This window comes from Sphingobacterium sp. SYP-B4668, from assembly GCF_027627455.1.
Lineage (GTDB): Bacteria > Bacteroidota > Bacteroidia > Sphingobacteriales > Sphingobacteriaceae > Sphingobacterium.
This window is the reverse complement of sequence record NZ_CP115483.1, coordinates 4090471-4115740: the sequence shown is the minus strand read 5'-3', so window position 1 is coordinate 4115740 and position 25270 is coordinate 4090471. Positions and strand designations below refer to the sequence as shown.

The following is a 25270-nucleotide window of genomic DNA, read 5'->3' as shown; positions in this document are numbered from 1 at the left end:
AATAAATAGTAAAGCGGTTAGAGAATCTCATTGGTGGATTTTACAGGGGCGCTACTAATTTGCTTCAGATTGGCATCATAGAGGCCTATGAGAACACTATTCCCTTCTTTATCTACTCTCAATCCTCCAAATTTAGCATGCTCGTACCAATCGGCATGCCCCTCTTGGAAGAAAAAAGACTCCGCTCCAATATGGATATTCCAATCGGCCTTTGTGTACTTGACAAGTACTTCTCCATCATGTAGGGGGGATTTGCTTTCTTGTATGCGTACACGGTCCGCAAGACCATTGGTGCGTGGCTTCAGGACATAATAACCACGTTTGGGAACTTGCTCTATATCGGGGATATTGGATATTGAATAGTTTAAAGTCATATAGTCGCCCTGCATAAGCGAACGAGGATCAACCGGAGCCAATTCTAGAAGAATGAGCTGCCCTTCTTTCATAATGGTTTCTTTTTTTACCACCGAAAAATTGAAAAAAGTCAAAAGTATTGCCAAATTCAATACAATCAATATGCCTTTATATTTCGTCATGTGCTTTTAATTTGCGGTTGGTCAATAGGTAGAGTACGATAAAGAGTACGCCGGAAAAAAATAGAAGTAGAGACTTGACTAATAAAGTTATCTGAAGGTCGTAATAGAATACCGAAGTGAAATATATAAACGCTACGATACTCAAGACTAACCCTGTCTTATAATTGACGTAAAAACTTAATAGTAGGATAAGTAAGGAACACAGGATGCCGGGGGCGAATGATGTCGGTATCAGGATCAATAGACAGGTTGCTCCAATGATGATTTTAAGGACACTGCTTCGGTCGGGTGTAAGCTTCAAAAGTATGTAGACGAGATATAGGATAACGATAGTCGGAATAATGGACGAAACCCAAGGTCCGTATAGATTGGCTTCAGAGAGGTATCTATAATTGTTGGCAAAGAGGATGGAGAATAAAGAGAACACCAATGCGGCTCTCAGGGGCCTGTATAGTTTGCTCCATTTTTTGCCAAGGGATAAGATAAATCCTTCTTGAAAAAAAACATATGCAATCAAAAGGGTCAATATGTTGATGTGGAGAAATACGTATTCTTGCTTATCATTGATTATATAAAGCGCCAGTATATATCCACTGATTGCTAATGTAGATACAAATGTTAAAATATAATTTTGTGTAAAGAAAAGGGAGATGACGGTTAGTGCCATGAGTAGATATATGACGGTATTTTCATCCATATCCTGCATGATACAACCTATTGCTACGAGTATGAAACCACTAATGAAGGTGGTCACGCTAAAGGTGCCAATGATGAGGTTGTCAAAAGCAAAGTTGAGTCCTATGGCGCCTATAATGAATACCAATCCCAAAACAATCATCAGGCTGCCAGAGTCGTAGATGCCTCCAAGGAACAAAAAGCCCAAAAAAGCTAAGGTTGCTAGGAATCCGCCAATGACGGATAGAATCTTGATGGCGGTGACAGACTGATGTGCTTTCTCTTGCGCATACTCCTGATGTATATGCGCTTCATTAAATACTACAGGACGACCTGTAAGCTGTAGTACACGCGCTAATAATTGTTGTATGTTGTTATGCTGTTCCATTGTTCCATTTTTTTTGGGTAAGGACAAGATTGCGCACGACTAAACTAATGCTGACAATGATAAATAAGCTGATGAACAACAACATGCTGCCATCATCTGATATTTTCAGAAGCCAAGCGGATAAAATAATGATAAGGGCAAGTGGAATGGTGGCGATATAGAAACTCTGCTTTTGCAGGATCCCATGCCATATTCCTAGCCCAAATCCCAAAATAGTAAGGATTAACAGATAAATAAACATAGGGTCATAGTTAGACAGGATGCCGTAGCACACGCCTATGGTCGCAAAGGAGATAGCAGCTAAGGCAAGGATGTAAGAAAACCAATGTGGAAAAGTCATCTCGTCTTTGTGCTTTTTCCAAACGAGTGTTGCAACAAAGAAAAAGAGATTGACTAAAAATAGCAATCCGAATAAGAAAATACTCGACCAATCTGCTGCAACCTGCTCGCTGTAGAGTATTAAGGTGGTATTGACCAATGTCGTGAATAGAAGCCAAAGAGGGGCAAATTGTACGACCAAGGCCCACAGGACTATGCAGGCTGTCCATCCTAAGAAAAAATCGTATGCATTGGCCCCGGTTTGGTAGATTTGCCCAAATACGGCAAATAAAACACCGACCAACAGGGCAGCACCTGTTAGGATAATGTTTTTGGTCGTGGTGTTCATCTTCGAGAAAACCGCTAGGAGGGTAGCGGCAATAACAAGCCCTTCAATCAACCCTATTTTGATGAATTTGTGCAGTTCGGCCCAATTGTAAGCAAAGAAGAAAATAAGACCTGTAACCGAAAATCCTACTCCAAGTGTGATTAAGACTAGTCGAAGAAATTTTTTCCAGTTTTCGCTGTCGTTATATATGTCGACTTTAAGTAGCTTATCGACATCCGCCTTGGTCATGTTGCTATGGGGAATGATAATGTCGAGGTCATCTCTATTTAGCTTTGTCATTCAATATATGTTTGAATACTCGGGTTCTACGTTCGAATCTACTGAAAAAAGAGATGCCTTTTTAATTTTTGGATAATTTTGTGCGGCTTTGCGGTGGTGTAGAACTCTTTACCAAATGGCGCTAATGGAGGGAAGATTAATCAAGATGCTATGTGCACGGGCATGTTTTGAATGGTTCGTGCACATAGCGTTATCGTCATTATGGGTAAGCAGTAACGACTTTGCTCACTTGCCAGGTACCTTGGGTACGACAGAGGGTGATGTAGTCAATACGTGTGAAATTCTTGAACTTCATTGTCGCTTTGGCAACACAACAATCCCCACTTTCATCCAATATTTCATAAGCGGTCTCGCAATCATAAGTCAGTCCTTTGTTGGCTTTTAGGAATGCACAGTATTGTTTTTTGTTGGTTTTGACTTCTAGATTTGTTGTCGTCTGATATTGGAAATCGGTAGCAAAAAGGTGCTCATTAAAATCAATGTTGCCCAAAGTGGTAGCTTGCAAGTAGGTCTTGACGATGCTCATCGAATTTAAGTTTTTTAGGGGATTTACCTTCTCCATCGCAAATGAACTAAGCGTAGTAACCAGTAGGAGTGCGGTGACAAGGGGTTTGATAATGTTTTTCATGGTATTAAGTTTCTTAGTGATTTTCTGTATTATTTGAATCAAAAGTAGACCAGAAAATACAGCATCGAAACGGTCATTAGACTAATACCGTGAAATATTCGGTAAAAACCGATTTGGAGTCGGTGAATTTGTTGGAGTGGGGGGTGTAACGTCTTGTGAAGTAGTGGTTAAATTGCTTGGGTCTGTCGCAAGACAGACCCAAGCAATTACTATTCTATGATTTTCATTTCCAATAGTTGAGAGAAGACTTTTCCGTCCCAGATATATTTTTCTTGCTTTTTGGTAACTTTTGGATTTGGATCATCGATATCTTCATATTCGGCATCTTCTATCATTTTGTAAACCATATTTGCTTCTTTTTTATGCTCGGATGGAAATAATAGGGTCTCTTCATGATAAAAGGCTCCCGCATCTCCAACACTGTATCTACGGGGCATATCAATGAATTGTTCGCCATTCCATGCTACATAATAGTATTCTGAAGGAATGCCACAGGCTTCTCCGAGTAAATCTATACGGAATATATTTTGGAGACCATCCAGCCCCATATTGGGCAGTAATTTACTTTGGATAAAACCTTGATCGGAATAGTCGCAATGAAAGCTGTGTTTGGCAATAAAGATACCGTCAGGACCAAAGAGTTTAACATCGCTAATATAGTAAGCCCCCGCATCCCCTTTTTCGGGAACATAGCGATCAAACCCGTAGATGTACCGATTACCATTGCTATCTGTATGTTGTCCTAAAGCGAGTAAGCCCAGCCATATAAACCCTGTCTTGGTTTGGTTGTCTTTTTGATAGGTGACCTCATGCCAAGGAGCATAGAAGCCTTTTACTTTATTCCCGTTGTAGGCTGTGCTTGTGATTTTGACGGCTGTTCCGGCAGTAACGGAATCTATCAGTTGAGCATCGGTGGCGGGATAGGCTCTTATGTAGGCATTGTCTGCAAAGACATAAGATGTTTGTCCAACGGTCAGATTCCAAAAATTAAAATCGTCATTGACAGCATAGGCAACGGCATCCTGTGCATGGGTCGTGCTCACGCTAAAGAATGCGACGAATAGTACAACTAGGTGTTTCATGTTGTAAAATTAGTATATCTGTCGAAAAGATGGAGTAGCTGTAACCAGTGATTTTTATTAATGGGTCTTCTGGGGTCGCATGCTATTGTTTTGCAATGTATTGCCCAGCTTTCATTCCTGTAAATATACACCCACCCAGAAATGTACCCTCTAATGTTCTGTATCCATGCATCCCTCCGCCACCAAAGCCTGCGGCTTCGCCTACGGCAAATAAGCCTTGTATGACCTTACCTTCCGCATCCAATACTTGTGCATTTAAATTGGTCTCAATACCTCCCAATGTCTTCCGGGTCAGAATATTCAGACGGACAGCAATTAATGGCCCATTCTGCGGATCTAATATTTTATGGGGCTTTGCTGTCCTCGCTAATTTGTCACCAAGATATTTTCGGGTATGTTGTATGTAATTTACCTGAGCATCTTTACTGAATTTATTATCAAGTTGACGGTCACGGTCTTCAATTTGGGATTTGACCTGTTGGTAATCTAGAAGTGTGGAACCTACTTTTGTATTCATCTGTCTGACTAGGTTTTCTAGGTCGTGGGCAACGATGAAATCGTCGCCATGTAATTTAAATGCTTCTACTGGTCCTGTTGCTTTTGAACCAAATAGTCGACCTAATATCAGGCGATAATCCTTATTGGTGAGGTCTGGATTTTGTTCAGAACCGGAAAGGGCAAATTCTTTTTTGATGATTTTTTGTGTCAATATAAACCAGGAGTAATCAAATCCCGAATCTTGGATGTGTTTGAGGGTGCCTAAAGTATCAAATCCTGGAAAGAAAGGGGCTGGAAATCGGTTGCCTTTGGCATCTAACCAAATAGACGATGGGCCAGGAAGGATGCGTATTCCGTGATTGGTCCAGATGGGATTCCAGTTCTTCAAACCTTCGGTATAGTGCCACATTCGATCTTTATTGATAACATGTGCACCATTTTCCTCTGCGACACCAATCATCTTGCCATCGACATAGTCCGGAACACCACAGACCATGTGCTGAGGAGGTGGTCCTAAACGGTTGGGCCAATTCTTTTTGACAAGATCTAGGTTTGCTCCGATACCGCCAGATGCAATAATGATCTGTTGAGCCTGAAAACTGAAAGTCCCGATAACCACTCTATTGGTTTTCTGGCCTCTGGGCTTATTGTCGGACGCTAGGATATCGCCCTCCACACCATAAATTCGTCCATTTTCGGAGAGTAGTTTAGTGACGCGATGCCTAAACTTAAAGGTAAGCAGGCCTTGTTGTTGTGCTTGATATGCTTTTTTGACGAAAGGAGCGACAACACCTGTACCGGTGCCCCAAGTAATGTGAAATCTGGGAACCGAATTGCCATGACCGCTTGCTGAGCCATCACCGCGCTCGGCCCATCCTACTACAGGAAAGAATTTCATGCCTAATTCAGAAACGTACTTGTATTTGCCGTTGGCTGCAAATCGAACATACTCCTGTGCCCACTGACGAGGCCAAAAATCTTCGGGTCTATCGAAAGCGGCGGTTCCGTTCCAGTCTTGACTTGCAAGTTCATACGAGTCTTTGATCCGCATGGTACGCTGCTGAGGTGAGTTAACAAAAAACAAACCTCCGAAAGACCAGTGAGCTTGGCCACCTAGATTTTCTTCGGTCTCTTGGTCCAATACAAGTACTTTTTTTCCTGCTTTAGTGATTTCATGAGCAGCGACCAAACCTGATAATCCACTACCAATGATAATTGTTGAATACTTTTCCATGGCTCCATTTGTTTTTGTAACCTTTCAAGAATTCAGCGATGCGAAAGAAATCGCTAGTGCTGTATTTTAGGTTTGTTGAAGATACATATTTTTTCTTGTACTATGTTTTAAGAGTAAGAATATGAGTGGTTTAAGTGTGTGTTTTTTTCTGTTTGTTGGTCAATGCAATCGAAGGAAGGCTGCAAAAGTTAAAGTCGTTTGTGTAGTCCAATTCTGTTGCCTTCGCTATCAGCGAACTCAGCAACCTCAAAGCCATATTCACTGTTGGACGTCCTTGGATAGAGAATCTCACCACCAATGGCTAAAACACGAGTCAAGGTGCTGTCAATATCATCGGTAGAGAAATAGATCAGCACACCGTCTTTCGTAGGATTGTATATATCGCCCTTGGCTAATGCCCCAGTAATGCCGGAGTGCTGTTCGGAAAAAGGAAAATAAGCCATTTCATTGTCGTCCAAAGACTCACGCTCAAAAGTGAACTGAAGGGCTTTGCTGTAGAATCGAATGGCACGTGACATATCATGTACTGGGATTTCGAAATAGACGACGGGATTTGAGTTGGTATTCATGTGAGAATGATGATGGTGTTATCGTGATACTACATTGATTTCGTGAAAATCAGAAACGCGTTCTACCGTTGATAGGTATATTTTATCCATCAATTGTCTTTTGTAGTCCCCTTCTATTTTACAGGAAGTCGTTGACAATATATTAAAAAATATATCCAAATCAAGTATAATAGGCTCATGTTACTCAAAAAGAAAGCCCACGTCTCCACGTGGGCTTAGGTTGAAACAAAAATATACCTTGGTTAGGGGTATGTCGTGACCACTTTGCTCACTTGCCAGCTATCCTGACTTCGGCACAAGGTGATGTAGTCTACACGGGTGAAGTTGGGAAACTGCATCGTTGCTTTTGCAACACAGCAATCCTTACTCTCGTCTAGTATGTCATAAGATGTTTTGCAGTCGTACTGTAAGCCTTTGGTAGCCTTAAGGAACGTGCTGTACTGTTTCTTGTTAAATTTTGTATTTGGATTGGCCGCTGTTTGGTACTGAAAGTCTTTAGCGAACAAGTGTTCGTTGAATGCGGTGTTGCCGAGGGCTGTAGCTTCCATATAGGTCTTGATGATGTTGGTCGAATTCATTTCCTTCAAAGGGTTGTTCTTTGTGGTAGCAAATGAATGGAGCGAGGAAGCTAGAAGCAATGCTGTCATGATGGTGGTGATAAATGTTTTCATTGTATTAAGTTTTTTAAGTTGTTATGTCGTATTGTTTGATTCAAAGGTAGGTAGGGGTGGGTTAAGTGGGAATGGAGATTAGACCAAAGCCAAAATTATTTCGGTGAAATGCGGTGTTCAGTCGGTGAATATTTGACGGGGTTTCCCAAAGGATTACATTTTGTCGGTAAAATTGTGAGAAGGGGGGATAACACAAAAAAAGGGCGGAAATATTTTTCCGCCCTTGAATGGTAAGATGTTTATTCTTGATTACTCGAAGGACAAACTGATTTTAGTAAAGCCAAGTCCCTTAAGTAAAGGTGTAAATACATTTAACGCATTTGAACGCGTCTGTTGGAGAATGTCTGATTTTTGAACTTCTGCCGCAATTTCCTTTTCTGCATTTTTATAGGCTTCATCTACTAAATCAGCTTCTCTAAAAAAAGCCATCTTGGTATCGTATACGCGTGAAGCTTTGTGGTCTATCTTGATGTAGCAAATCTCTGGTTGCGGAAGTCGCATGGCTACAGAGTCGCCATAGACTTGGATGTCTTCCTGCTTGACTTTGGTTAGGTCGATACAACCTACCGCGTCAGCCTTGACGATCAGCAGCACACTCGCGTCTGGTAAGAACGTGCTGATATTCTTATGTTCGAGTACATCACTGAATCGGTACTTCACTAGCTGTAACTTGCCCATGGCTTCAATTCGCTCTATCAAGAGCTGGTGTGTGGTGACAGTCGTAGGTTTGGATTCAAATTTTGACCAAGCAAACCATCCAAGAGTACCGATAATTGCCAATATCAATATTACTTTGAAAAATTTTCCCATATAGTAGTACAATCAATTTATAGACCAACAATTGCGATTGCACGTAAAATTTTTATTATCATTCAATTACCGGTACGCTTTGCTATTCACAGATTTCTTTCAAGCGTTGTAGGGCCTTAGGCCAAGTTTCATCAAAATAGGCAAGATACTCTTCGTTGGTGTCTACCGAGACGGAAATAGTAGTCGTACCATTTTGCTCTTTGAAGGAATAATTTTCGGTGGAGCCTGCCCAGCTTTCAACCTCAGGACCTTCGGTTATTTCTTTGTCACCATCTAGTATGCCATAATGACGGATAGAAATATACTCGTTTGGAATATGATCCGCAATCTCCGCGACCATCCCTTCACGTTTGCCGTCCTTGTTAGTCCCGACGAAATAGATTTTATCACCTTTATTCCATCCGCCTTCGTAATCGGATGTGGGGTTGAATTCGGCTGTCCACAATTTATAGGTGGGCTTGTCCAGCATTTTGTGGAATACTTGGGATGCTGGAGCATGTATGTCGATGTGATATGCTAATGTTTTCATATGTGTATAGTATGTTTTTTATCTGTTATATGGAATATCCAAAGTGTAGTATGACCCTATTTTTTGTGTTAGCGATTGTTCATGTTGCTCCATGGATATTTCATATGTTGATTGTTTAAGGGTATGCGGACGCAGGATGAGCGTATACGTATATGACTATTTCTTGGGAAAATTAGGATCGGCCTTTACTTCTTCTATCTGCTTGGTATGTCTTGCGCAATGTGCCGCAATGAATAGTAGATTCTGATATCCATCTACAATACCCGTCGGATACTCGCTGATATGATTGCGTAAATCGTCCAGATTTGCGTTCTGGATGTAGACCAATACCGGTTGTCGAGCGGCAATAAGGTCATTAATAGCAACAGTGCTATTTTTATATTGACCGGCAGGTTGTAATTCTTTGGGTGCTTGAAACTTTTGACTACGATCTGTCATCATGTTAATCAGATTCTCATCCGTGACTTTGACTTCGGCCTTGCGCTCGGGTTGAGCAGGCTTCGCTAGTTCTTTTTTGGCCATCTCGAATAACATTTTTTCGGAAAGGATAATATGTTCCAAACATTGGCTGATTGACCATTTTCCATCACCTGGGCTGAATTGTAATTGCGCTTCACTTAACCCGGTCACATTGTCTTTAAGCAGTTGTGTGGTATGGTCAAAATACCGGAGCAAAGAGTCGATATTGCCCTGAGGTGGTGTAGGGGTGACGTGTTGTACCTCAGGCAATGGTGGGAAAGACGTAGAATTTCCAAATGAAGCCCCCATAGCCGATATCGACGTCGAGCTCAGAAGCGGTAGTGCTATGCTGACTCCAATGGTCAGCATAATTTTTTTTAGTGTTTCCATTTCCTTGTTTTTTATTTAATAGTGGATTAAATCCCATTAATTGAGTCGGGATTATTTTGTTTTTTCATTAGTGCTATAATTAGAATGTCAGCATGTCCTTTTTTGTTTTTGTATAGCATTCTTTTCTTGAGGAAGAGGATTATAATAGGTCTTCAGATAAGATGCATCGCATAGTAGGATATTACATTCAATAGACAATTTTAATGTAATTTTTGGAAAGCCCTCTTGCCATAAGACAAGAAAATGAAGGCCTTTATCCTCCACTAGCGAGTCGAGAGGCGATAGGACTGGGGGGATAGGTCCGTATATTTCTTAAAATATCGACAAAATGTGGATGCGTCAGCAAAATGAAGCAATTCAGCGATTTGGTATATGGTCAGATCTGATGCATACAGGTAGGATTTGGCTTTTATAATGACCAGCTCAGTAATTACCGTAGAGATGGTTTTTCCGGTGCGTAGACGAATTAAGGTAGTGAGATACCTAGGTGTCAACTTCAGCTGATCGGCATAGTAATGTACTGTACGCTCTGTACTATAATGTTGATGAACGAGATTGTGAAATTGGAAGATAATCTTATCCTTTTTTGAAGGGGGACCTAATACGGTTTCATTTTGTTGATAAAAAATATTGATTTGACCAATCAGTGAAAACAAGAGGTATTTGACTACGCTTTCATTAAATACAGAATAGGTACGGGCACAGGAATCTTTTAGGAGTTCCAAATATCGTATTGAGATGCTGATATCCTCTTGATGGAGCTGGATGACGGGCGAATGGAGAAGGGTCTTTAAAAAATTGTAATCTGTTGGGAGGATGAGGTCGGATATTGTTTCAAATCGAAACAGGATGCTGATGAAGGATGCGTCAGGGGATGTGTTGGTCAAATTAATGATGCTCTGCGGCAATAGTACGAGCAGGGTGCCGGCTGCCATTGTTGTATTTTGCAGGTTGGCTTGTACTTCAATCGAACCTTTTACACATAGTGAGATCAAAATCCCATCTTTAAAATAACCCCCGGTGTAAAATTCCTCTGGTATTACTTTTTTTGATTCTATCAATAGGATTGGTAAATGTGGCAATTCCTGAGGATTGTGATTTATAGTCATAACTGCTTGAAGCGGATATGTAAATTTACGTCATTTGATATAAAAAAGAACAATTTGCACATTATTTATGAATATTAACCAATAGATATCGATAAAGAAATGATTTATTTTGTGAAATGGAAAAGGCGAAAACAAGAGAGATTTCAATAAGAGGTGAACGGTATAGGTTGTGGGTTGGATATCAGTCACAGGTTGAGTTACGCATGGAGTTCAATCGAATGACAAATGAATTTTGGGGATTTGATTTTGAACGATATTATCAATCGGGGTTTTGGGATGAGAATTGTATCATCTATTCGCTATTTGACGGAGACAGGATCGTTTCACATACTACGCTGAGTATTTTGGATAGCAAAGTAAAAGGAGATACGCTACAGATAGGACAACTCGGCACCGTAATGACCGATCCAGCTTATCAGCGAAGAGGATTAGCCCGTTTTTTGATGGAAGAGATCCAGCGGGATTACTGTGGTAAGTTGCAAGGTTTTTCCTTTTTGCGAATGACTCCGTTCTTGATTTCTATCCCAAATTTGGTTTTGCTGCGGTGCAGGAATATCAAGCGAGTAGGACGATTGGCAACGAATGTAGTGCTTTAGAAGTCAAGAGGGTCGATTTGGATGATGTATTCCAACGGGAACTCTTTGCTTATTATATCAAAAATAGTACGCCTCATCCATTCTTCGATATCCGAAGTTTTGGATTGACATTTTTCTATTGTTACGCATATCCAGATTTGGGGTTCAAGACGTCTGTTTATTATATAGCAGCTTTGGAAGCTATGGTCGTTGCGCAGATAGAGGATAAGGTCTTGACACTGGTTGAGGTGTTTCAATTGGCGGAGAGGGACATTGAAGAAATCATACAGGCTGTGGCTCCAAAGGAAGTCGATACGGTGGTCTTTGGTTATACGCCTTCGTCCTCGATCATGCGCTATACCGTTCATAAAGAAGAGGATTTGACATTGTTTGTAAGTGCTAACCTAAAGGCTCTATTTGAAGAAAATAGACTCATGATACCGCTATTGGCACATACCTAGTCTAGGTGTACTAAATTTACCACCACCTGCCGTTTTGGACGATAAAAACATTGTCTACATAACGTTATTGTTTGTTTCGTGGTTGCACAATCTTGCATTTATGCCTATTATTGCGAGTGGATAGTTGCTAACGTTCCAAATGTAATCGACTGAATGAGAGTTGCTGTTTTTTGGATGCTGGTTATAATATGAATAGGTTGATTTTGATAGCAAAGAATTGGGATAAACTATTTCCATCGAAGGGTAGATTGCTTTAGTCAACCCTGTATGTATAAAAATGTACATTGTCTATAAATAAACTGATCGATTAATTGGTCGATCATAAATTGAATACATCATAATGAATATGAAAACCTTTATTACTACGACGTTGTTACTTGGCGTTACTATGTTTGGGCAGGAGCTCTTGGCTCAGGAAAATCCTTCTAGAAAGGAAATAGGCCTACAGCTTTATTCGGTACGAGATTTAATGGCAAGCCAAGCCAATACGAATGGTGATGGTGCTAGTTATCAACCTGTGCTCAATAAGATTGCAAAAATAGGCTATACTGCGGTGGAAGCTGCGGGGTATCAGGATGGAAAATTCTACAATACGAATCCGAAAGAATTCAAGAAGAATGTAGAAAAAGCCGGAATGCAGATATTATCATCGCATTGTATGAAACCGTTATCGAAGGAAGAGTTGGCTTCTGGGGATTTTAGTCAATCCTTGAAATGGTGGAATGAAGCTATTGCGGCTCATAAAGCTGCAGGTATGATGTATATTGTGACGCCTTGGTTAGATACTCCCAAAACTTTAAAAGAACTGAAAACGCAATGTGACTATTTGAATGAGGTTGGAAAGCTATGTCGGGCGCAAGGTATTAAGTATGGCTATCATAATCATGCTCATGAATTCCAAAAGATTGAAGGTAAGGACGTGATGTTGGATTATATGCTTGAGAATACAGACGCTGAAAATGTGTTTTTTGAGATGGATGTATATTGGGCAGTGATTGGAAAAGCGAGTCCTGTCGATTATTTTACAACGTATCCAGGTCGTTTTACGACGTTGCACATAAAAGATAATAGAGAGATTGGACAAAGTGGTATGGTGGGATTTGATGCTATTTTCAAAAATGCGGAACTGGCGGGAGTTAAACATGTTTTTGTGGAGATAGAAGAAGTCACAAAGGATATAGAAACAAGTCTTAGGCAGAGTCTCCAATATTTATCGGAGGCAGAATTTGTCAAACACAGCTATAGCAAGTAGGTGTAAGTTTTTCGCAATCATCCAATCATCTTTATTATCATGTTTTACACTCGTTTTCTACTATTTTTTCTTGTGATTGTCCAATGCGCATACGCGCAGAAGAAACCTGTCGATTATGTCAATCCGTTTATTGGGACCACTAATTATGGAACTACAAACCCTGGAGCGCAAGTGCCGCAAGGGTTGATGAATGTATCTCCTTTTAATGTCATGGGGTCATCGTTAAATAAATCGGATAAGGATGCGGGCTGGTGGTCTACTCCTTACGAGTATCACAATAAATTTTTTACCGGGTTCTCGCATGTGAACTTGAGCGGTGTGGGATGCCCAGATATGGGAAGTCTGTTGTTAATGGCGACGACAGGTGACCTAAAGGTTGATTATCGCGATTATGGAAGTACCTATACAGCGGAAAGTGCCTCACCTGGCTATTATACCAATCGATTGGAAAAGTATGGGGTCAAGACTGAGGCGACTGCGACACTTCGTACAGGTATATCGCGATTTACGTTTCCGAAAGGTAAAAGCCATATCCTGCTGAATTTGGGTGAAGGGTTGACCAATGAGACCGGTGCGACTATGCGCTTTGTCAACGATCGGGAGATTGAGGGCTCAAAACTGCTGGGCTCATTTTGCTACGTTAACAATCAGGCAGTATATCCGATCTATTTTGTACTTCGATTGAGCAAGAAGCCATCGCAACGAGGATACTGGAAATTTCAACGTCAAGGTGCGGAATGGGAGAATATATGGAATAAAGATGCGGGGAAATATAAGTTGTTTACTGCTTATCAACATGATATGTCAGGAGACGATATCGGTGCATATCTGAGTTTTGAAACCACAGAAAATGAACAGGTGGAGGTGCAGGTGGCGGTATCTTTTGTCAGTGTAGAGAATGCTCGTCAAAATCTGGAAAAGGAACAACCGGTGGGTGGATTTGACCAGATTAGAGCAGAGGCGAGTCGAAAATGGAATGAGGACTTGTCAAAAATAGAGGTCGAAGGGGGGACGGATGATCAGAAGACGGTCTTTTATACGGCTCTGTATCATGCGTTGATCCATCCGAATATTTTGCAGGATGTGAATGGTGAGTACCCAGCTATGGAGAGTCGAGAAACGCATCGTACTGATGGTAATCGCTATACGGTTTTTTCGTTATGGGATACGTACAGGAATGTACAGCCTTTGATGAGCCTTTTGTTTCCAGATAGACAAACGCAAATGATCCGGTCCATGATCGATATTTATAAGGAGAGTGGTTGGATGCCTAAGTGGGAACTGTATGGTCGAGAATCTTATACAATGGATGGAGATCCTGCGATTCCCGTAATAGTAGATGCGTGGATGAAAGGGCTTCGAGATTATGATTATGAGGCGGCTTACGAAGCGTTCTATAAATCTGCTACACGTACGGATAGCGAAAATCGACTACGACCAGATAACGCGGATTATGTGAAATATGGATATGTACCGTTGCGGGAGCCTTTTGACAATTCGGTATCGCATTCGATTGAATACTATGTTGCTGATTGGAACCTTTCGCAATTTGCGGCCTCCCTTGGGAAAAATAGTGATGCGGCGATGTTTGCTGAACGGGCAAAGGGATATAAGCATTATTACTCAAAGGAATATGGAACTTTCAGACCTATATTGCCCGATGGTGCTTTTTTGACTCCCTTTGATCCCTTGCTAGGTGCTAATTTTGAGCCTAATCCAGGTTTCCATGAAGGGAATGCTTGGAATTACACCTTCGCTATTCCGCATGACATTCCTGGATTAATCAAGCTAATGGGAGGAAAACGCAATTTTGTAGATAAATTGCAGGCAACTTTTGATAAGGGATATTTTGACGTGACTAATGAACCCGATATGCTCTATCCGCATATTTTTTCGGAGATTGCGGGGGAAGAATGGCGTACCCAAAAACTGGTAACTGAAATCTTGGAGAAACATTTTAAAAATACTCCCGGAGGAATACCAGGGAATGATGATACAGGCACCATGTCGACATGGGCGTCTATGAATATGATGGGTATCTATCCACTCTGTCCGGGGAGACCTGAATATACTGTCGTCACGCCAGTATTTGACAAAGTCACCATACACTTGGATACAAAATACCATCACGGAAAGGATAAAATCGTTATTAGGCGTGAACGAAAGGGAGAAGGAGGGTATATTAAAGGGATTACCATTGATGGAAAGAAATCCAAAGGCTTTAAGATATTGCATAAAGATTTGGTCAACAGTGACGAAATCGTGATCACAACAGGCGAGCGGAACTAGAAAATGGCCCCGGTTATATTAACTGGGGCCATTCTCGTCGAAACAAGACCAATTATCTCGAGGTGAAATACTTTGAATTTTTGCAAACAATTGTTGGTAATTTGATCTTTTGTAAAATAGAATGTCTGCGCAAGTGGTTGGTGAAGCGGCAAATACGAATAAATGCGTCGTCTACTTATTTTAAACTCAATGATAATGAAAAGATTTCTTCTGCTAGGCTTGATGGCACTATTTCTTAATCTCACTGCACAGTGTCAGAAGGGAAAGGAAACAATAGATATTGAAGTAAATGCTTCAGATCTGCTCAATAGAAGTGCATACTATGGATTAAGTAGTGAGCAGAAGGATGCAATCTTAAAAAGAAAGAAAATGGTAGGCCGTGAATTCTCGACCATATCTAAGAGCCATGTGCTAACGGGCGAGCAGAAGGGGCAAAAGAAACGTGAATTGGCGCAGGTATTTAAACAAGATATCGACAGTATCCTCGATGAAGCTCAGCGTGAGAAATGGAATCGGTTTATAGATTCTATTCCTTTGCGTGAACAAGCTAAGAAGGATATAGAAGTGCAGTTGAAAGTATTAGAAGAGGAGTACAAAAAAGATTTGAAGAGGATTGAGGACGAGTATCAACATGATGATACGATGCGAAAAGCAGAAAAAAAAGCACGTAAAGAGCGCTATAAGACGAAAAAATCGGATTTAGAGAAACAAAAGGATTTGTTGTAGGATCACACCCGAATAGTATGTCTGGTATTCGACCAATCTTTTGGAGGACAAGACGGTTGTTTGTAAGTTTCCTTTCTAACCAACGGCAAAGGTGATATTCATAATTAGGTCAAAATAACGTTCTAGCAGCTGCCAACAGCAAAAAAATAGATATGTGGAGATAGGAGGTCTAGAAAAATTAGCGAAGTAAACCTACCTTTACAGACGTTGTAATTTTTTAACAACGTGCTTTTGCATGGAACATCAAATTGCTATCCTCAACTTTGAAGACTTGATTGCACATCTCAATACAGATTTGAGAATCAAGGACTATATCGTATTTGATATGGATCGGAGTAATCTGTTAATTAAACTTAATCTTTGGTACAAGGCTAACTATTCAGGAATAGTCTTGGTGACAGCAGGAAGTGGCCGTTTTACAGTAGATGATCAGTCATTTGAGGTCAAGGCAAACGATGTCATCTATACGGTACTGCGGGAGTCTTTTACTATTGATTATATTTCTCCTGATTACAAAGCAAAGGAGATTTTTTTCTCTAATGAATTTATTAATGAGGCGGGATTCAACTATAAATCAAACGATATGCTGCGCAGGCTGACAGACCATCCTTCGGGTGTGATTGCTCAACAATCGGGGTTATTTAGAAGATTGATGTTTCATATGGAGGAACTGGAGGCGCTAAATCGTCCTGACGCAGAAAACTATTATTTTAATGAGATGATATGGCATCACTTCTCATTGCTGATGTATGAGATTGATAATCATTTCAAAAGGAATGAAACAGTACGGTTGCTGACCTCTAGAGAAGAGGAAATTACGACAGATTTTTTTGCACTGGTACGGACGCACTTTGTCGCTCATCATGATATACAATTTTATGCGGATGAATTGTGTATCAGTCGAAAATATCTGAGCCGTGTCATTCGGAGAACAATGTCGAAGACGCCAAGCGATATCATCAACCAAATCTTGACGATTGAAGCTAAACTCTTGCTACGAAATACGAGTAACAATGTCTGTCAAGTTGCTGAGCAACTTAATTTTTCGGATCAAGCTGTGTTTAGTAAATTCTTTAAAAAGCACACGGGTACCAATCCGTCGGACTATAAACGTGACGACCTTTTCTAATAACAATCCGTTCTAGGAACCGCAATCCATGTTGTTTTTTTTTGATAAAATGGAGTTTATTTGACTTTGGTTTTATTGTCTATTTGCTTGATTTTACAGTTTTAATCAGAATTGTTGGCCTTTTGTCATGTTTGATTTTGAAGGCGACCTTTGGACAAATTTTGGCGACTTCGTTTTTCCTTCTGATTTTTTTAAATCTTCATTTTTGTCGGTGTTAAAAAAATCTATATATAAATGAATCAGCTTTCCTTTCTTAAGTCCTCGGGACTTCTTTTATCTCTTTTCTTGATTGCTGGATGCAGTCGGCCCAAAGGAGAGGAGTCTTATCAATCACAACCAATAGTACTCCCCGTTGATGTGGTAAAGTCTGGAGACGCACATCTTCATACGGAGTATACAGCTTCAATAGAGGGTATAACCAATGTGGAGATCCGTCCGCAGGTATCGGGTTACTTGAAACAAATCCTGATAGATGAAGGTGATTATGTCCAGGCTGGACAGGTGTTGTTTAGAATCGAAGACGGTCCCTTTGCCGAACAATTAAAAAACGCAGAGGCTTCTCTGATGGCGACTAAAGCGAACCTCTCCAATACCTTGCTGGATTTGGATCGTAAAAAAGAACTATTGAACAGTAAAATGGTATCTGACTTGCAGGTACGAGAAGCAGAGACTGTGTATGCCGCATCCAAGGCGGCAGTCCAGCAGGCACAGGCTGCGGTCGAGTCGGCTAAAATAAATTTCAATTTTTGTGCTATAAAAGCTCCAGTGAATGGGTATGTGGGACGATTCAACTATCGTCTGGGAAGTCTGATTGCTCCAACAAATTTGGAGGCTCTTACACTCCTATCGGATGTTCATCATGTGTACGCTTACTTTAGCATGGGAGAGAACGAATTTCTGGATTTTCAGGCACAATATCCTGGGGCTTCTATTAAGGAAAAACTAGCTGGGACCCCTGCCGTATCTCTGATGGTAGCCAATGGGACGCTTCATGATAAAACGGGCCGGATTGATGCGGTCGAAGGACAGTTTAGCAAAAGTACCGGCTCCATTACCCTACGGGCAAAGTTTGACAATCCGAATACAACTTTGAGAAGCGGCAATACGGGCAAAGTACTTATCCCACAGCAATATAGTGATGTGGTATTGGTGCCGATATCAGCAACAATAGCTATACAGGATAAGAAATATGTCTTCTCACTCGATCAAGAAAGCAAAGCCGTGCAAGTGCCTATTGAAATTTCAGGGAAATCAGGGGATCAGTATATCGTGTCTAAGGGGCTATCTGTAGGTGACCGATATATTGTAGCTGGTTTCGAAAGGTTACAGCCGGGAACGCCAGTCTCGGTAGAGAAAGCAAATCAATAACTCAAGTACAACAACTTTGTCGTAAAATGTTAAAAAATATTATAAAAAGACCAGTATTGGCTACGGTTATCTCCGTGCTGCTGGTTATCCTTGGTATCGTCGGGATGCTGACGTTGCCGATTACTAAGTTTCCAGATATAGCACCTCCAACGGTCAACGTAATGGCAAGCTATCCAGGTGCCAACGCGGAAACTATAGCTCGATCCGTGGCTCCACCATTGGAAAATGCAATAAATGGTGTGGAGAACATGGATTATATCACCTCTACTGCAAGTAATGACGGTACACTGTCTATTACCGTGATTTTTAAATTAGGGACGGACCCTGATCAGGCAGCTATCAATGTGCAGAACCGTGTAGCGCAAGTGACCAACCAATTGCCAGCTGAGGTGGTACAAAGTGGTATAACAACGCTGAAAAAGCAAAATAGTATGATCGCGATGGTGACGTTAACAAGTGATGATGGCTCGTTAGATGATCTTTTCCTAGAGAACTATGCCAAAATAAATGTAGTGCCGGAACTGAAACGTGTCAAAGGTGTAGGGGATGCGATGGTATATGGGAATAAGGACTATTCTATGCGGGTATGGCTAGATCCACAGAAATTATCGGCTTATAACTTGACGCCCACGGAGGTGAGTATGGCTATACAGAAGCAAAATCTAGAAGCTGCTCCTGGAAAGTTTGGAGAGCTTACGACCGAAGCTATTGAGTATGCACTACGCTATCAAGGTAAATTTACGGACCCAGAACAGTATGAGAATATTATACTAAGGGCATTCAATAATGGTACCGTGCTGCGATTAAAAGATGTGGCAAGATTAGAATTTGGTGCATATAGTTATTTGGTAAGCTCGCGGGCAGATAAAAAACCAGCAGTGACAATGGCATTATATCAGATGGCAGGATCTAATGCTAATGAAGTGCAAGAGGCCATGATGGTCAAGCTGGAAGAGCTAGCCAAAACGTTTCCAGATAAAATGGAATATAATATTCCATATAGTACAAAGGAATCATTGGATCAGTCGATTAGTCAGGTCGTGACAACGTTGATCGAAGCTTTCATTTTGGTATTCTTCGTGGTGTTTATTTTCCTACAGGATTTTCGGTCGACTTTGATTCCTGCAATTGCAGTTCCGGTATCTATCATAGGTACATTTTTCTTCATGAATTTATTTGGCTTTTCCATTAATATTCTGACCTTATTTGCGTTAGTACTGGCTATCGGTATTGTCGTGGATGATGCCATTGTGGTGGTGGAGGCTGTGCATGCGAAGATGGAAAAGCGAAAACTGAATGCACGTGCAGCGACTATGTCAGCCATGAGTGAGATTTCGGGAGCAATTGTATCCATTACATTGGTGATGTCTGCCGTGTTTGTTCCGGTCGGTTTTATGAAGGGTTCGACGGGGTTGTTCTATCAGCAGTTTGCGCTGACGCTGGCTATTGCGATTGTGATTTCGGCGGTAAATGCACTGACGTTGAGCCCGGCATTGTGCGCATTATTTCTGAAACAGCATGATGGTCACGGAGATGTGGATACCCGTATAGGATTCAAGCAGCGCTTTTTTATAGGATTCAACGCGGCGTTTGATAAATTGACATTTCGATATGGAAAATCTATCCTATTGCTTATCAAACGTAAGTGGATTGCATTCGTGGGGATGGGGGTATTGGGTGTATTGTTTTTATGGATGTTCGTGAATACGCCTACGGGCTTTATTCCGGATGAGGATCAGAGCTTTATAGTGGTGGCGGTCAATTTGACCCCGGGAGCTTCGCAGGATCGGACCGATGCTGTCATAAAGCAGGTCGAGGAGGTGCTGGGCGACCATGCTGCGGTGGATCGAGTAATGGCGGTGACAGGTTTCAATCTAATGAGCTCATCTATGTCGTCTTCAGCTGGAGCGCTGTTCGTCAGACTCAAATTGCCGAAGGATAGGGGAGGTGTCCAAAAGATTGACGACGTCATTGGACAATTACAAGGGCAACTATCCCAGGATAGGCGTGCTTCCTTCTTAGTGTTGAATATGCCTACAGTAGATGGGTTTGGTAATACCAGTGGTATGGAACTCGTTCTTCAGGATAAAGGATCGGGAGATCTGAATAAATTTGGAAATACGGCTTATGGTTTCATGGGAGCACTGATGCAGCGACCAGAAATTGCAGTTGCGTTTACAACCTTCAATACCGGATTTCCGCAATTTGAGGTGGTTGTAGATGAGGCTAAGGCCTATCAGTTAGGTGTAAGTTTAGCAGATGTCATGACGGTGATGCAGGGGTATTATGGGAGTATCCAAGCTTCGGATTTCAATCGATTTGGAAAATACTACAGGGTGCTGGTACAGGCCTCACCCGAATACCGAAAGGACCAGTCGTCTTTACAGGGGATTTTTGTAAAGAATGATAAGAATGAGATGGTCCCGATTAGCACACTCGTAAGTCTCAAACCGACAACGGGACCAGAGGTCGTCGATCGGTTCAACTTATTCAATGCTGTGAACATGACGGTAATGCCGAAACCGGGTTTCAGTACAGGACAGGTGATGAAAGCCGTTGATGAAGTGGCTGTCGATGTACTTCCTGCGAATTACTCATATGATTATAAAGGTATGAGTAGGGAGGAGCGTGGTTCGGGGGGGCAATCGCTAGTGATATTTGGACTATGTATCGTTTTTGTTTTCTTTTTACTGTCGGCACAGTACGAGAGTTACATCTTACCGCTATCGGTGTTGATTTCAATCCCGCTAGGTCTATTGGGTGTATTTATTGGGATTACACTTGCGGATATATCGAACAATATATATGTGCAGGTCGCATTGGTCATGTTGATTGGTCTATTGGCTAAAAATGGTATTCTCATTGTTGAATATGCGATCCAACGACGTCGGGCCGGTAAGAGCTTGGTGGCAGCTGCGGTAGAAGGAGCAAAGGCTAGATTGCGACCTATATTAATGACATCCCTTGCTTTTATCACGGGGTTACTGCCTCTTCTGTTTGCCACTGGGCCTTCAGCCTTGGGAAATCACTCTATTGGATATGCTGCGGTATTTGGTATGCTGTTCGGTACGGTTGTAGGAATCTTTACTACACCGGTGCTATTTGTAGTTTTTCAGTTTTTGCAGGAAAGGTTGAGCGGTAAGCAGGTTTCTGAAGAGGATTGGGATTATTAAAGATTCATAGGGATATAAATATATATGATGTTAGTAAATATAAAGAGAATAATAATACCCCTCTATTTGATGGGGCTAATGACGGCCTGCTCTGTGCGTAAGTATGAACGCCCTAACATGGAGCTGCCTAATATATATACTGGTGTGGATAGTAGTGTGGTAGATACGGTGGAGAATGTCGCCGAATTGGACTACAAAGATTTTTTTAGAGACTCGGTTTTGATCGGACTTATTGACAGGGGTCTCGTCCATAATTATGATTTTAGGATAGCTTTGAAGCAAATTGAATTTGCAGCATTGGGTTATAAGCAGACTAAGTTGGCTGGGTTGCCGAGAGTAGACGCGACTATCGGAAGTACTACTATTACGAGACCGTCCAACAATAGTATGAATGGTATGATGGCTGGGCAATTTCTTGGAGATCGATATATGCAAGATTATAACAGTGCTGTGGCTATATCATGGGAGGCGGATATCTGGGGAAAAATAAAGGGTGCACAAGAAGGGGCTTTGATGGATTTGCTTACCAGTGAGGAGGGGGCAAAGGTCGTGAAGATCAGATTGATATCAGAAATTGCGCAGGGATACTACAATCTACTAATGCTGGATAAGCAATTGAAAATTACGAACGCGAATCTGGCATTTGCAGACAGTGCCTTGCTGCTCTTGAAGAAGCAATATGAACTAGGGTTGATACAGTCACTACCGGTGGAACAACAAGAAGTTGCCAAAATTCAAATTATGAATCGTATTCCGACCATTGAAAATGCAATACAGATACAAGAGAATGCATTAAGTGTATTGACGGGTAGTTTTCCAAGCAAGATAACGCGATCTATTGGACTTGAGGATACTGCTCCCTATGCTGCGATAAGCTCGGGGGTGCCTGCTGAGCTGCTGAGTCACAGACCGGATGTTAAAGGACGCGAAGTGGAGCTGCGTAAAAGCGTTGCAGCTATTCACGTGGCTAAAGTAAGTATGTATCCTGCTATTAATATTACGGCGCAGGGAGGATTGAATGCTTTTAAAGCTAGTAATTGGTTTAGTATTCCAGGTTCACTATTTGGAATAGTGGGCGGAAGTTTGGCCCAACCCATATTTCAGGGTAAACAACTGAAAACAAGATATCTTCAATCTCAAGTGAACTACGATCAGGCTGAACTTCGTTTTAAACAGAGTGTGCTTACGGCGGTAGGCGAGGTATCTGACGCGCTTAATCAACTTGAGAAGTTAGAACAGCAGCATCAAATAACCGAGCAATTGGTGCTTAAGGCTGACGCGGTGGTGGGGCAAGCATTGACGCTGTTTAAGTATGATAGCGCGACTTATCTTGATATTATTCTAGCACAAACCAATAAGCTTCAAGCTGAACTGGATCTAGCCAATGTGCGCACTAGTCGTCTACAGGCGCTAACTGTATTATACCGCTCTTTAGGCGGGGGAAGTCTTTAAAGAAGTGTGTGTGGAGATCCTCTTTAAAAGGGTCTATCTAGCCTGCTGCACCTCGTGCAGTGGGTTAGATTTAAACATGTCCCCATTGTCTAAAAGGCATTAAACTATTAACTATGATTGTATTAATATTTGCCACGAATATTCAAAAGCTTAATGAAAAGCTGAGACTCAATATGACGTCATTGATGGACCTTGTCTCCTGGTCTGTAGACCTAGAAGATGTAGACAAGATTTTGAGAGTGGAAGCTAAGACTGATATCAGTAGTGAGATTATAGAGATGCTTTCTAAAGCGGGGCACCGTTGTCGTCGTTTATACTATTGATGGGTTACGGTTCAAAATAACGAACACGCAACACTGTGGTATTCATAGCTATACTTCACGGTGTTGGTCCTGATTTTGTTTTTTTCTCTGTGGCCAAATGTTGTGTTACCCAACCCTCACGACGGGGAAATGCTTTATGGGAAACTTTACAGAATTGGCCATGAAGCAATATTCATTTGCTTTTTGGTGTAATTCGATTGCTGTTTGAATCATGTCTTCGGTTTTAACCACCACGGTGGGATGTAAGGTGACTTCAGAAAAGTATCCTCTGCCATCCCGTTCTTCCAACATGATACCTTCGGCCATATCCATATATTCTTCAACGATGATATGCTGTGCCGCACAAAAGTGAAGGTACCAAAGCATATGACAAGACGATAATGAGGAAAGGAATAAGTCTTCGGGATTGTGCTTGGTATGGTCTCCACGAAATGCTGGGTCAGAGGAGCCTTCAATAACCTGTTTGTGTGGAACGGCAATGATGTGGCTTCTTTCGTAATTCTTATAGTGATCGGTGCCTGTCCCGTTGTTGCCGGTCCATACAATCTGTGATGTATATATATGTTGTTTCATCTCTGCTTTGATGGGTATTCGTTAGTGTTTCCAGTTTGTCCGTGCTTCCATATCTATCGAAGATACAAAAGCAGACTAGCTTTTATGTCGGTGTATTGTAGAAAAAAAGCGATTTGTGAATGGCGCTTTTTATCTCAAAATCTATGAGACGATAATGGTGATTTTTGAACTAAATGTTCTATTGGGTTATTGAGATAATGAAGAACTTTACTATATACCAAATTAAAACAAACATGAGTAAAAATGTAATCCGCTTGCTGATAGCACATGTACTACTATCTTTTCTAATCGTTCAAAATGCACATTCACAAAGCTATGATCTGAAACATTTTCCAAAAGGAAGTCAGCCCAAAGAAATCGGAATCAAACTTACAGAGCGGTATCTAGAAACGCCCCACTCTCACTGGGGTTATATAAATTCAAAACACAAAACTACACTGATTAGCTATCCTGATGTATGTGTATGGTTGGGTGGATTATGGTTTACGAAAGCTATTAAGGACGAGGGGCTGTACGGTCGGTTAGTGGATCGATTTGAACCGCTATTTACCACTGAAAAACACTTAGTGCCGAGCATGCGTCCAAAGGATCATAATGTGGTAGATTTTTATGTTTTTGGCGCTCTTCCGCTAGAGTTATATAAAGTGAACAGAGATGCTAAGTACTTAGATCTTGGTATGAAATACGCAGATGGTCAGTGGATCTTACCAGAAAATCCAAATCAAACGGAGAAAAAATGGCACGATGAGGGATACTCATGGCAGACACGGATTTGGATCGATGACATGTTTATGATAACGGCCGTCCAGGCGCAAGCTTATTTGACAACTGGGGACGAGAAATACATAGATCGAGCAGCGCGCGAGATGGTATTATATCTAGACCGTATACAGCGTGAGAATGGGCTGTTTTATCACGCCCCGGGGACCCCTTTTTTCTGGAGTAGAGGCAATGGGTGGATGGCTGTTGGGATGGCGGAGATGTTGAGAATGCTTCCGAAGAATAATCAATATCGACCAAGAATCGAAGCTGCATATGCCAAAATGATGGAGACTCTCTTGCGTTACCAAGCTTATGATGGCATGTGGGGGCAAATTATTGATGACCCGAATTCATGGAAAGAAACCTCGGGAACAGCTATGTTTACCTATGCTATGGTGACGGGTGTGAAGAACGGCTGGCTGGATAAAAAGATATATGGAGCTGCTGCACGCAAAGCTTGGCTTTCTTTGTTGACATATTTGAATGAGGATAACAATATTAGGAATGTGTGTGAAGGTACAGGGGCTAAGAATGATTATCAATATTATCTTGATCGGAAAAAACTAACGGGAGATCTACATGGTCAGGCAGCTCTTTTGTGGTGTGCATATGCCTTAGCGAGTGATAGTAAGGGTAAATAAAAAAATATGTATCTTGTTGGCA

General features: G+C 41.4%; 24 protein-coding genes. 11 read left to right on the top strand and 13 right to left on the bottom strand.

The annotated features are described in order from the left end of the window. Window positions 1-17: 17 nt before the first annotated feature. The 12 genes from OQ289_RS16775 to OQ289_RS16720 all read right to left on the bottom strand — a co-directional run bounded on the left by OQ289_RS16775 (window position 18) and on the right by OQ289_RS16720 (window position 10524). Window positions 18-536, bottom strand: coding sequence for a GDYXXLXY domain-containing protein (locus tag OQ289_RS16775; RefSeq protein ID WP_270088000.1), 519 nt, complete (start codon window positions 534-536; stop codon window positions 18-20). Continuing rightward, complete coding sequence (locus OQ289_RS16770; protein WP_270087999.1) at window positions 523-1599, bottom strand: DUF4401 domain-containing protein; 1077 nt, start codon at window positions 1597-1599, stop codon at window positions 523-525. The genes OQ289_RS16775 and OQ289_RS16770 overlap by 14 nt, the downstream gene beginning before the upstream one ends. Beyond that, window positions 1586-2545 carry a DUF2157 domain-containing protein gene (locus OQ289_RS16765; RefSeq protein WP_270087998.1) on the bottom strand — a complete coding sequence of 320 codons (960 nt, stop codon included), beginning with the start codon at window positions 2543-2545 and terminating at the stop codon, window positions 1586-1588. The genes OQ289_RS16770 and OQ289_RS16765 overlap by 14 nt, the downstream gene beginning before the upstream one ends. A 199-nt stretch (window positions 2546-2744) precedes the next feature. After that, window positions 2745-3173 (bottom strand): nuclear transport factor 2 family protein, encoded by a 429-nt coding sequence (locus OQ289_RS16760; RefSeq protein WP_270087997.1) that lies wholly within the window; start codon window positions 3171-3173, stop codon window positions 2745-2747. A 209-nt stretch (window positions 3174-3382) separates the two neighbouring features. After that, a complete protein-coding gene (locus OQ289_RS16755; RefSeq protein ID WP_270087996.1) occupies window positions 3383-4255 on the bottom strand; it encodes a hypothetical protein in 873 nt (290 codons plus the stop codon). 82 nt (window positions 4256-4337) lie between these two features. Continuing rightward, complete coding sequence (locus tag OQ289_RS16750; protein ID WP_270087995.1) at window positions 4338-5987, bottom strand: FAD-binding dehydrogenase; 1650 nt, start codon at window positions 5985-5987, stop codon at window positions 4338-4340. Window positions 5988-6175: 188 nt separating this feature from the next. Continuing rightward, window positions 6176-6556 carry a VOC family protein gene (locus OQ289_RS16745; protein WP_270087994.1) on the bottom strand — a complete coding sequence of 127 codons (381 nt, stop codon included), beginning with the start codon at window positions 6554-6556 and terminating at the stop codon, window positions 6176-6178. A 242-nt stretch (window positions 6557-6798) separates the two neighbouring features. Next, window positions 6799-7227: a nuclear transport factor 2 family protein gene (locus tag OQ289_RS16740; protein ID WP_270087993.1), complete on the bottom strand. Its 429-nt coding sequence runs from the start codon at window positions 7225-7227 to the stop codon at window positions 6799-6801. A gap of 249 nt (window positions 7228-7476) precedes the next feature. Then, window positions 7477-8037 carry a DUF4230 domain-containing protein gene (locus OQ289_RS16735; protein ID WP_270087992.1) on the bottom strand — a complete coding sequence of 187 codons (561 nt, stop codon included), beginning with the start codon at window positions 8035-8037 and terminating at the stop codon, window positions 7477-7479. An 82-nt stretch (window positions 8038-8119) separates the two neighbouring features. Then, window positions 8120-8566 (bottom strand): SRPBCC family protein, encoded by a 447-nt coding sequence (locus OQ289_RS16730; protein ID WP_270087991.1) that lies wholly within the window; start codon window positions 8564-8566, stop codon window positions 8120-8122. Between the two features lie 156 nt (window positions 8567-8722). After that, the gene (locus OQ289_RS16725) at window positions 8723-9415 is read right to left on the bottom strand and encodes a DinB family protein (RefSeq protein WP_270087990.1); all 693 of its coding nucleotides are present in this window, start codon (window positions 9413-9415) and stop codon (window positions 8723-8725) included. A gap of 263 nt (window positions 9416-9678) precedes the next feature. After that, window positions 9679-10524 carry a helix-turn-helix domain-containing protein gene (locus OQ289_RS16720; protein WP_270087989.1) on the bottom strand — a complete coding sequence of 282 codons (846 nt, stop codon included), beginning with the start codon at window positions 10522-10524 and terminating at the stop codon, window positions 9679-9681. A gap of 116 nt (window positions 10525-10640) precedes the next feature. On the opposite strand from OQ289_RS16720, the gene OQ289_RS16715 reads away from it, so the two are divergent. The 10 genes from OQ289_RS16715 (at window position 10641) to OQ289_RS16670 (ending at window position 23272) form a co-directional block, all read left to right on the top strand. Then, on the top strand, window positions 10641-11120 hold the full coding sequence (locus tag OQ289_RS16715) for a GNAT family N-acetyltransferase (RefSeq protein WP_270087988.1): 480 nt from the start codon (window positions 10641-10643) through the stop codon (window positions 11118-11120). After that, window positions 11069-11560, top strand: coding sequence for a hypothetical protein (locus OQ289_RS16710; protein ID WP_270087987.1), 492 nt, complete (start codon window positions 11069-11071; stop codon window positions 11558-11560). The genes OQ289_RS16715 and OQ289_RS16710 overlap by 52 nt, the downstream gene beginning before the upstream one ends. A 346-nt stretch (window positions 11561-11906) precedes the next feature. Next, window positions 11907-12812: a sugar phosphate isomerase/epimerase family protein gene (locus tag OQ289_RS16705; protein ID WP_270087986.1), complete on the top strand. Its 906-nt coding sequence runs from the start codon at window positions 11907-11909 to the stop codon at window positions 12810-12812. Between the two features lie 39 nt (window positions 12813-12851). Then, window positions 12852-15101 (top strand): GH92 family glycosyl hydrolase, encoded by a 2250-nt coding sequence (locus OQ289_RS16700; RefSeq protein ID WP_270087985.1) that lies wholly within the window; start codon window positions 12852-12854, stop codon window positions 15099-15101. A gap of 195 nt (window positions 15102-15296) precedes the next feature. Further along, complete coding sequence (locus tag OQ289_RS16695; protein WP_270087984.1) at window positions 15297-15827, top strand: hypothetical protein; 531 nt, start codon at window positions 15297-15299, stop codon at window positions 15825-15827. 235 nt (window positions 15828-16062) lie between these two features. Beyond that, window positions 16063-16956: an AraC family transcriptional regulator gene (locus tag OQ289_RS16690; protein WP_270087983.1), complete on the top strand. Its 894-nt coding sequence runs from the start codon at window positions 16063-16065 to the stop codon at window positions 16954-16956. Between the two features lie 234 nt (window positions 16957-17190). Further along, window positions 17191-18324, top strand: a complete 1134-nt coding sequence (locus OQ289_RS16685) for an efflux RND transporter periplasmic adaptor subunit (protein ID WP_270087982.1) — start codon at window positions 17191-17193, stop codon at window positions 18322-18324. A gap of 26 nt (window positions 18325-18350) precedes the next feature. Beyond that, a complete protein-coding gene (locus OQ289_RS16680) occupies window positions 18351-21497 on the top strand; it encodes an efflux RND transporter permease subunit (protein ID WP_270087981.1) in 3147 nt (1048 codons plus the stop codon). A 24-nt stretch (window positions 21498-21521) separates the two neighbouring features. Next, entirely contained in the window at window positions 21522-22949 is a 1428-nt protein-coding gene (locus OQ289_RS16675) for an efflux transporter outer membrane subunit (protein WP_270087980.1), read from the top strand. Window positions 22950-23062: 113 nt separating this feature from the next. After that, on the top strand, window positions 23063-23272 hold the full coding sequence (locus tag OQ289_RS16670) for a hypothetical protein (protein WP_270087979.1): 210 nt from the start codon (window positions 23063-23065) through the stop codon (window positions 23270-23272). A 105-nt stretch (window positions 23273-23377) separates the two neighbouring features. Here the strand turns inward: OQ289_RS16670 and OQ289_RS16665 are convergent, their stop codons facing one another. Continuing rightward, entirely contained in the window at window positions 23378-23845 is a 468-nt protein-coding gene (locus OQ289_RS16665; RefSeq protein WP_270087978.1) for an OsmC family protein, read from the bottom strand. A gap of 233 nt (window positions 23846-24078) precedes the next feature. On the opposite strand from OQ289_RS16665, the gene OQ289_RS16660 reads away from it, so the two are divergent. Continuing rightward, window positions 24079-25248 carry a glycoside hydrolase family 88/105 protein gene (locus OQ289_RS16660; protein ID WP_033565293.1) on the top strand — a complete coding sequence of 390 codons (1170 nt, stop codon included), beginning with the start codon at window positions 24079-24081 and terminating at the stop codon, window positions 25246-25248. The last annotated feature ends 22 nt before the right edge of the window (window positions 25249-25270 follow it).

Bases quoted from the DNA above. Each gene is read 5' to 3' on its own strand.
- OQ289_RS16775 (WP_270088000.1), bottom strand. From the start codon at position 536: ATGACGAAATATAAAGGCATATTGATTGTATTGAATTTGGCAATACTT.
- OQ289_RS16770 (WP_270087999.1), bottom strand. From the start codon at position 1,599: ATGGAACAGCATAACAACATACAACAATTATTAGCGCGTGTACTACAG.
- OQ289_RS16765 (WP_270087998.1), bottom strand. From the start codon at position 2,545: ATGACAAAGCTAAATAGAGATGACCTCGACATTATCATTCCCCATAGC.
- OQ289_RS16760 (WP_270087997.1), bottom strand. From the start codon at position 3,173: ATGAAAAACATTATCAAACCCCTTGTCACCGCACTCCTACTGGTTACT.
- OQ289_RS16755 (WP_270087996.1), bottom strand. From the start codon at position 4,255: ATGAAACACCTAGTTGTACTATTCGTCGCATTCTTTAGCGTGAGCACG.
- OQ289_RS16750 (WP_270087995.1), bottom strand. From the start codon at position 5,987: ATGGAAAAGTATTCAACAATTATCATTGGTAGTGGATTATCAGGTTTG.
- OQ289_RS16745 (WP_270087994.1), bottom strand. From the start codon at position 6,556: ATGAATACCAACTCAAATCCCGTCGTCTATTTCGAAATCCCAGTACAT.
- OQ289_RS16740 (WP_270087993.1), bottom strand. From the start codon at position 7,227: ATGAAAACATTTATCACCACCATCATGACAGCATTGCTTCTAGCTTCC.
- OQ289_RS16735 (WP_270087992.1), bottom strand. From the start codon at position 8,037: ATGGGAAAATTTTTCAAAGTAATATTGATATTGGCAATTATCGGTACT.
- OQ289_RS16730 (WP_270087991.1), bottom strand. From the start codon at position 8,566: ATGAAAACATTAGCATATCACATCGACATACATGCTCCAGCATCCCAA.
- OQ289_RS16725 (WP_270087990.1), bottom strand. From the start codon at position 9,415: ATGGAAACACTAAAAAAAATTATGCTGACCATTGGAGTCAGCATAGCA.
- OQ289_RS16720 (WP_270087989.1), bottom strand. From the start codon at position 10,524: ATGACTATAAATCACAATCCTCAGGAATTGCCACATTTACCAATCCTA.
- OQ289_RS16715 (WP_270087988.1), top strand. From the start codon at position 10,641: ATGGAAAAGGCGAAAACAAGAGAGATTTCAATAAGAGGTGAACGGTAT.
- OQ289_RS16705 (WP_270087986.1), top strand. From the start codon at position 11,907: ATGAAAACCTTTATTACTACGACGTTGTTACTTGGCGTTACTATGTTT.
- OQ289_RS16700 (WP_270087985.1), top strand. From the start codon at position 12,852: ATGTTTTACACTCGTTTTCTACTATTTTTTCTTGTGATTGTCCAATGC.
- OQ289_RS16695 (WP_270087984.1), top strand. From the start codon at position 15,297: ATGAAAAGATTTCTTCTGCTAGGCTTGATGGCACTATTTCTTAATCTC.
- OQ289_RS16690 (WP_270087983.1), top strand. From the start codon at position 16,063: ATGGAACATCAAATTGCTATCCTCAACTTTGAAGACTTGATTGCACAT.
- OQ289_RS16685 (WP_270087982.1), top strand. From the start codon at position 17,191: ATGAATCAGCTTTCCTTTCTTAAGTCCTCGGGACTTCTTTTATCTCTT.
- OQ289_RS16680 (WP_270087981.1), top strand. From the start codon at position 18,351: ATGTTAAAAAATATTATAAAAAGACCAGTATTGGCTACGGTTATCTCC.
- OQ289_RS16675 (WP_270087980.1), top strand. From the start codon at position 21,522: ATGATGTTAGTAAATATAAAGAGAATAATAATACCCCTCTATTTGATG.
- OQ289_RS16670 (WP_270087979.1), top strand. From the start codon at position 23,063: ATGATTGTATTAATATTTGCCACGAATATTCAAAAGCTTAATGAAAAG.
- OQ289_RS16665 (WP_270087978.1), bottom strand. From the start codon at position 23,845: ATGAAACAACATATATATACATCACAGATTGTATGGACCGGCAACAAC.
- OQ289_RS16660 (WP_033565293.1), top strand. From the start codon at position 24,079: ATGAGTAAAAATGTAATCCGCTTGCTGATAGCACATGTACTACTATCT.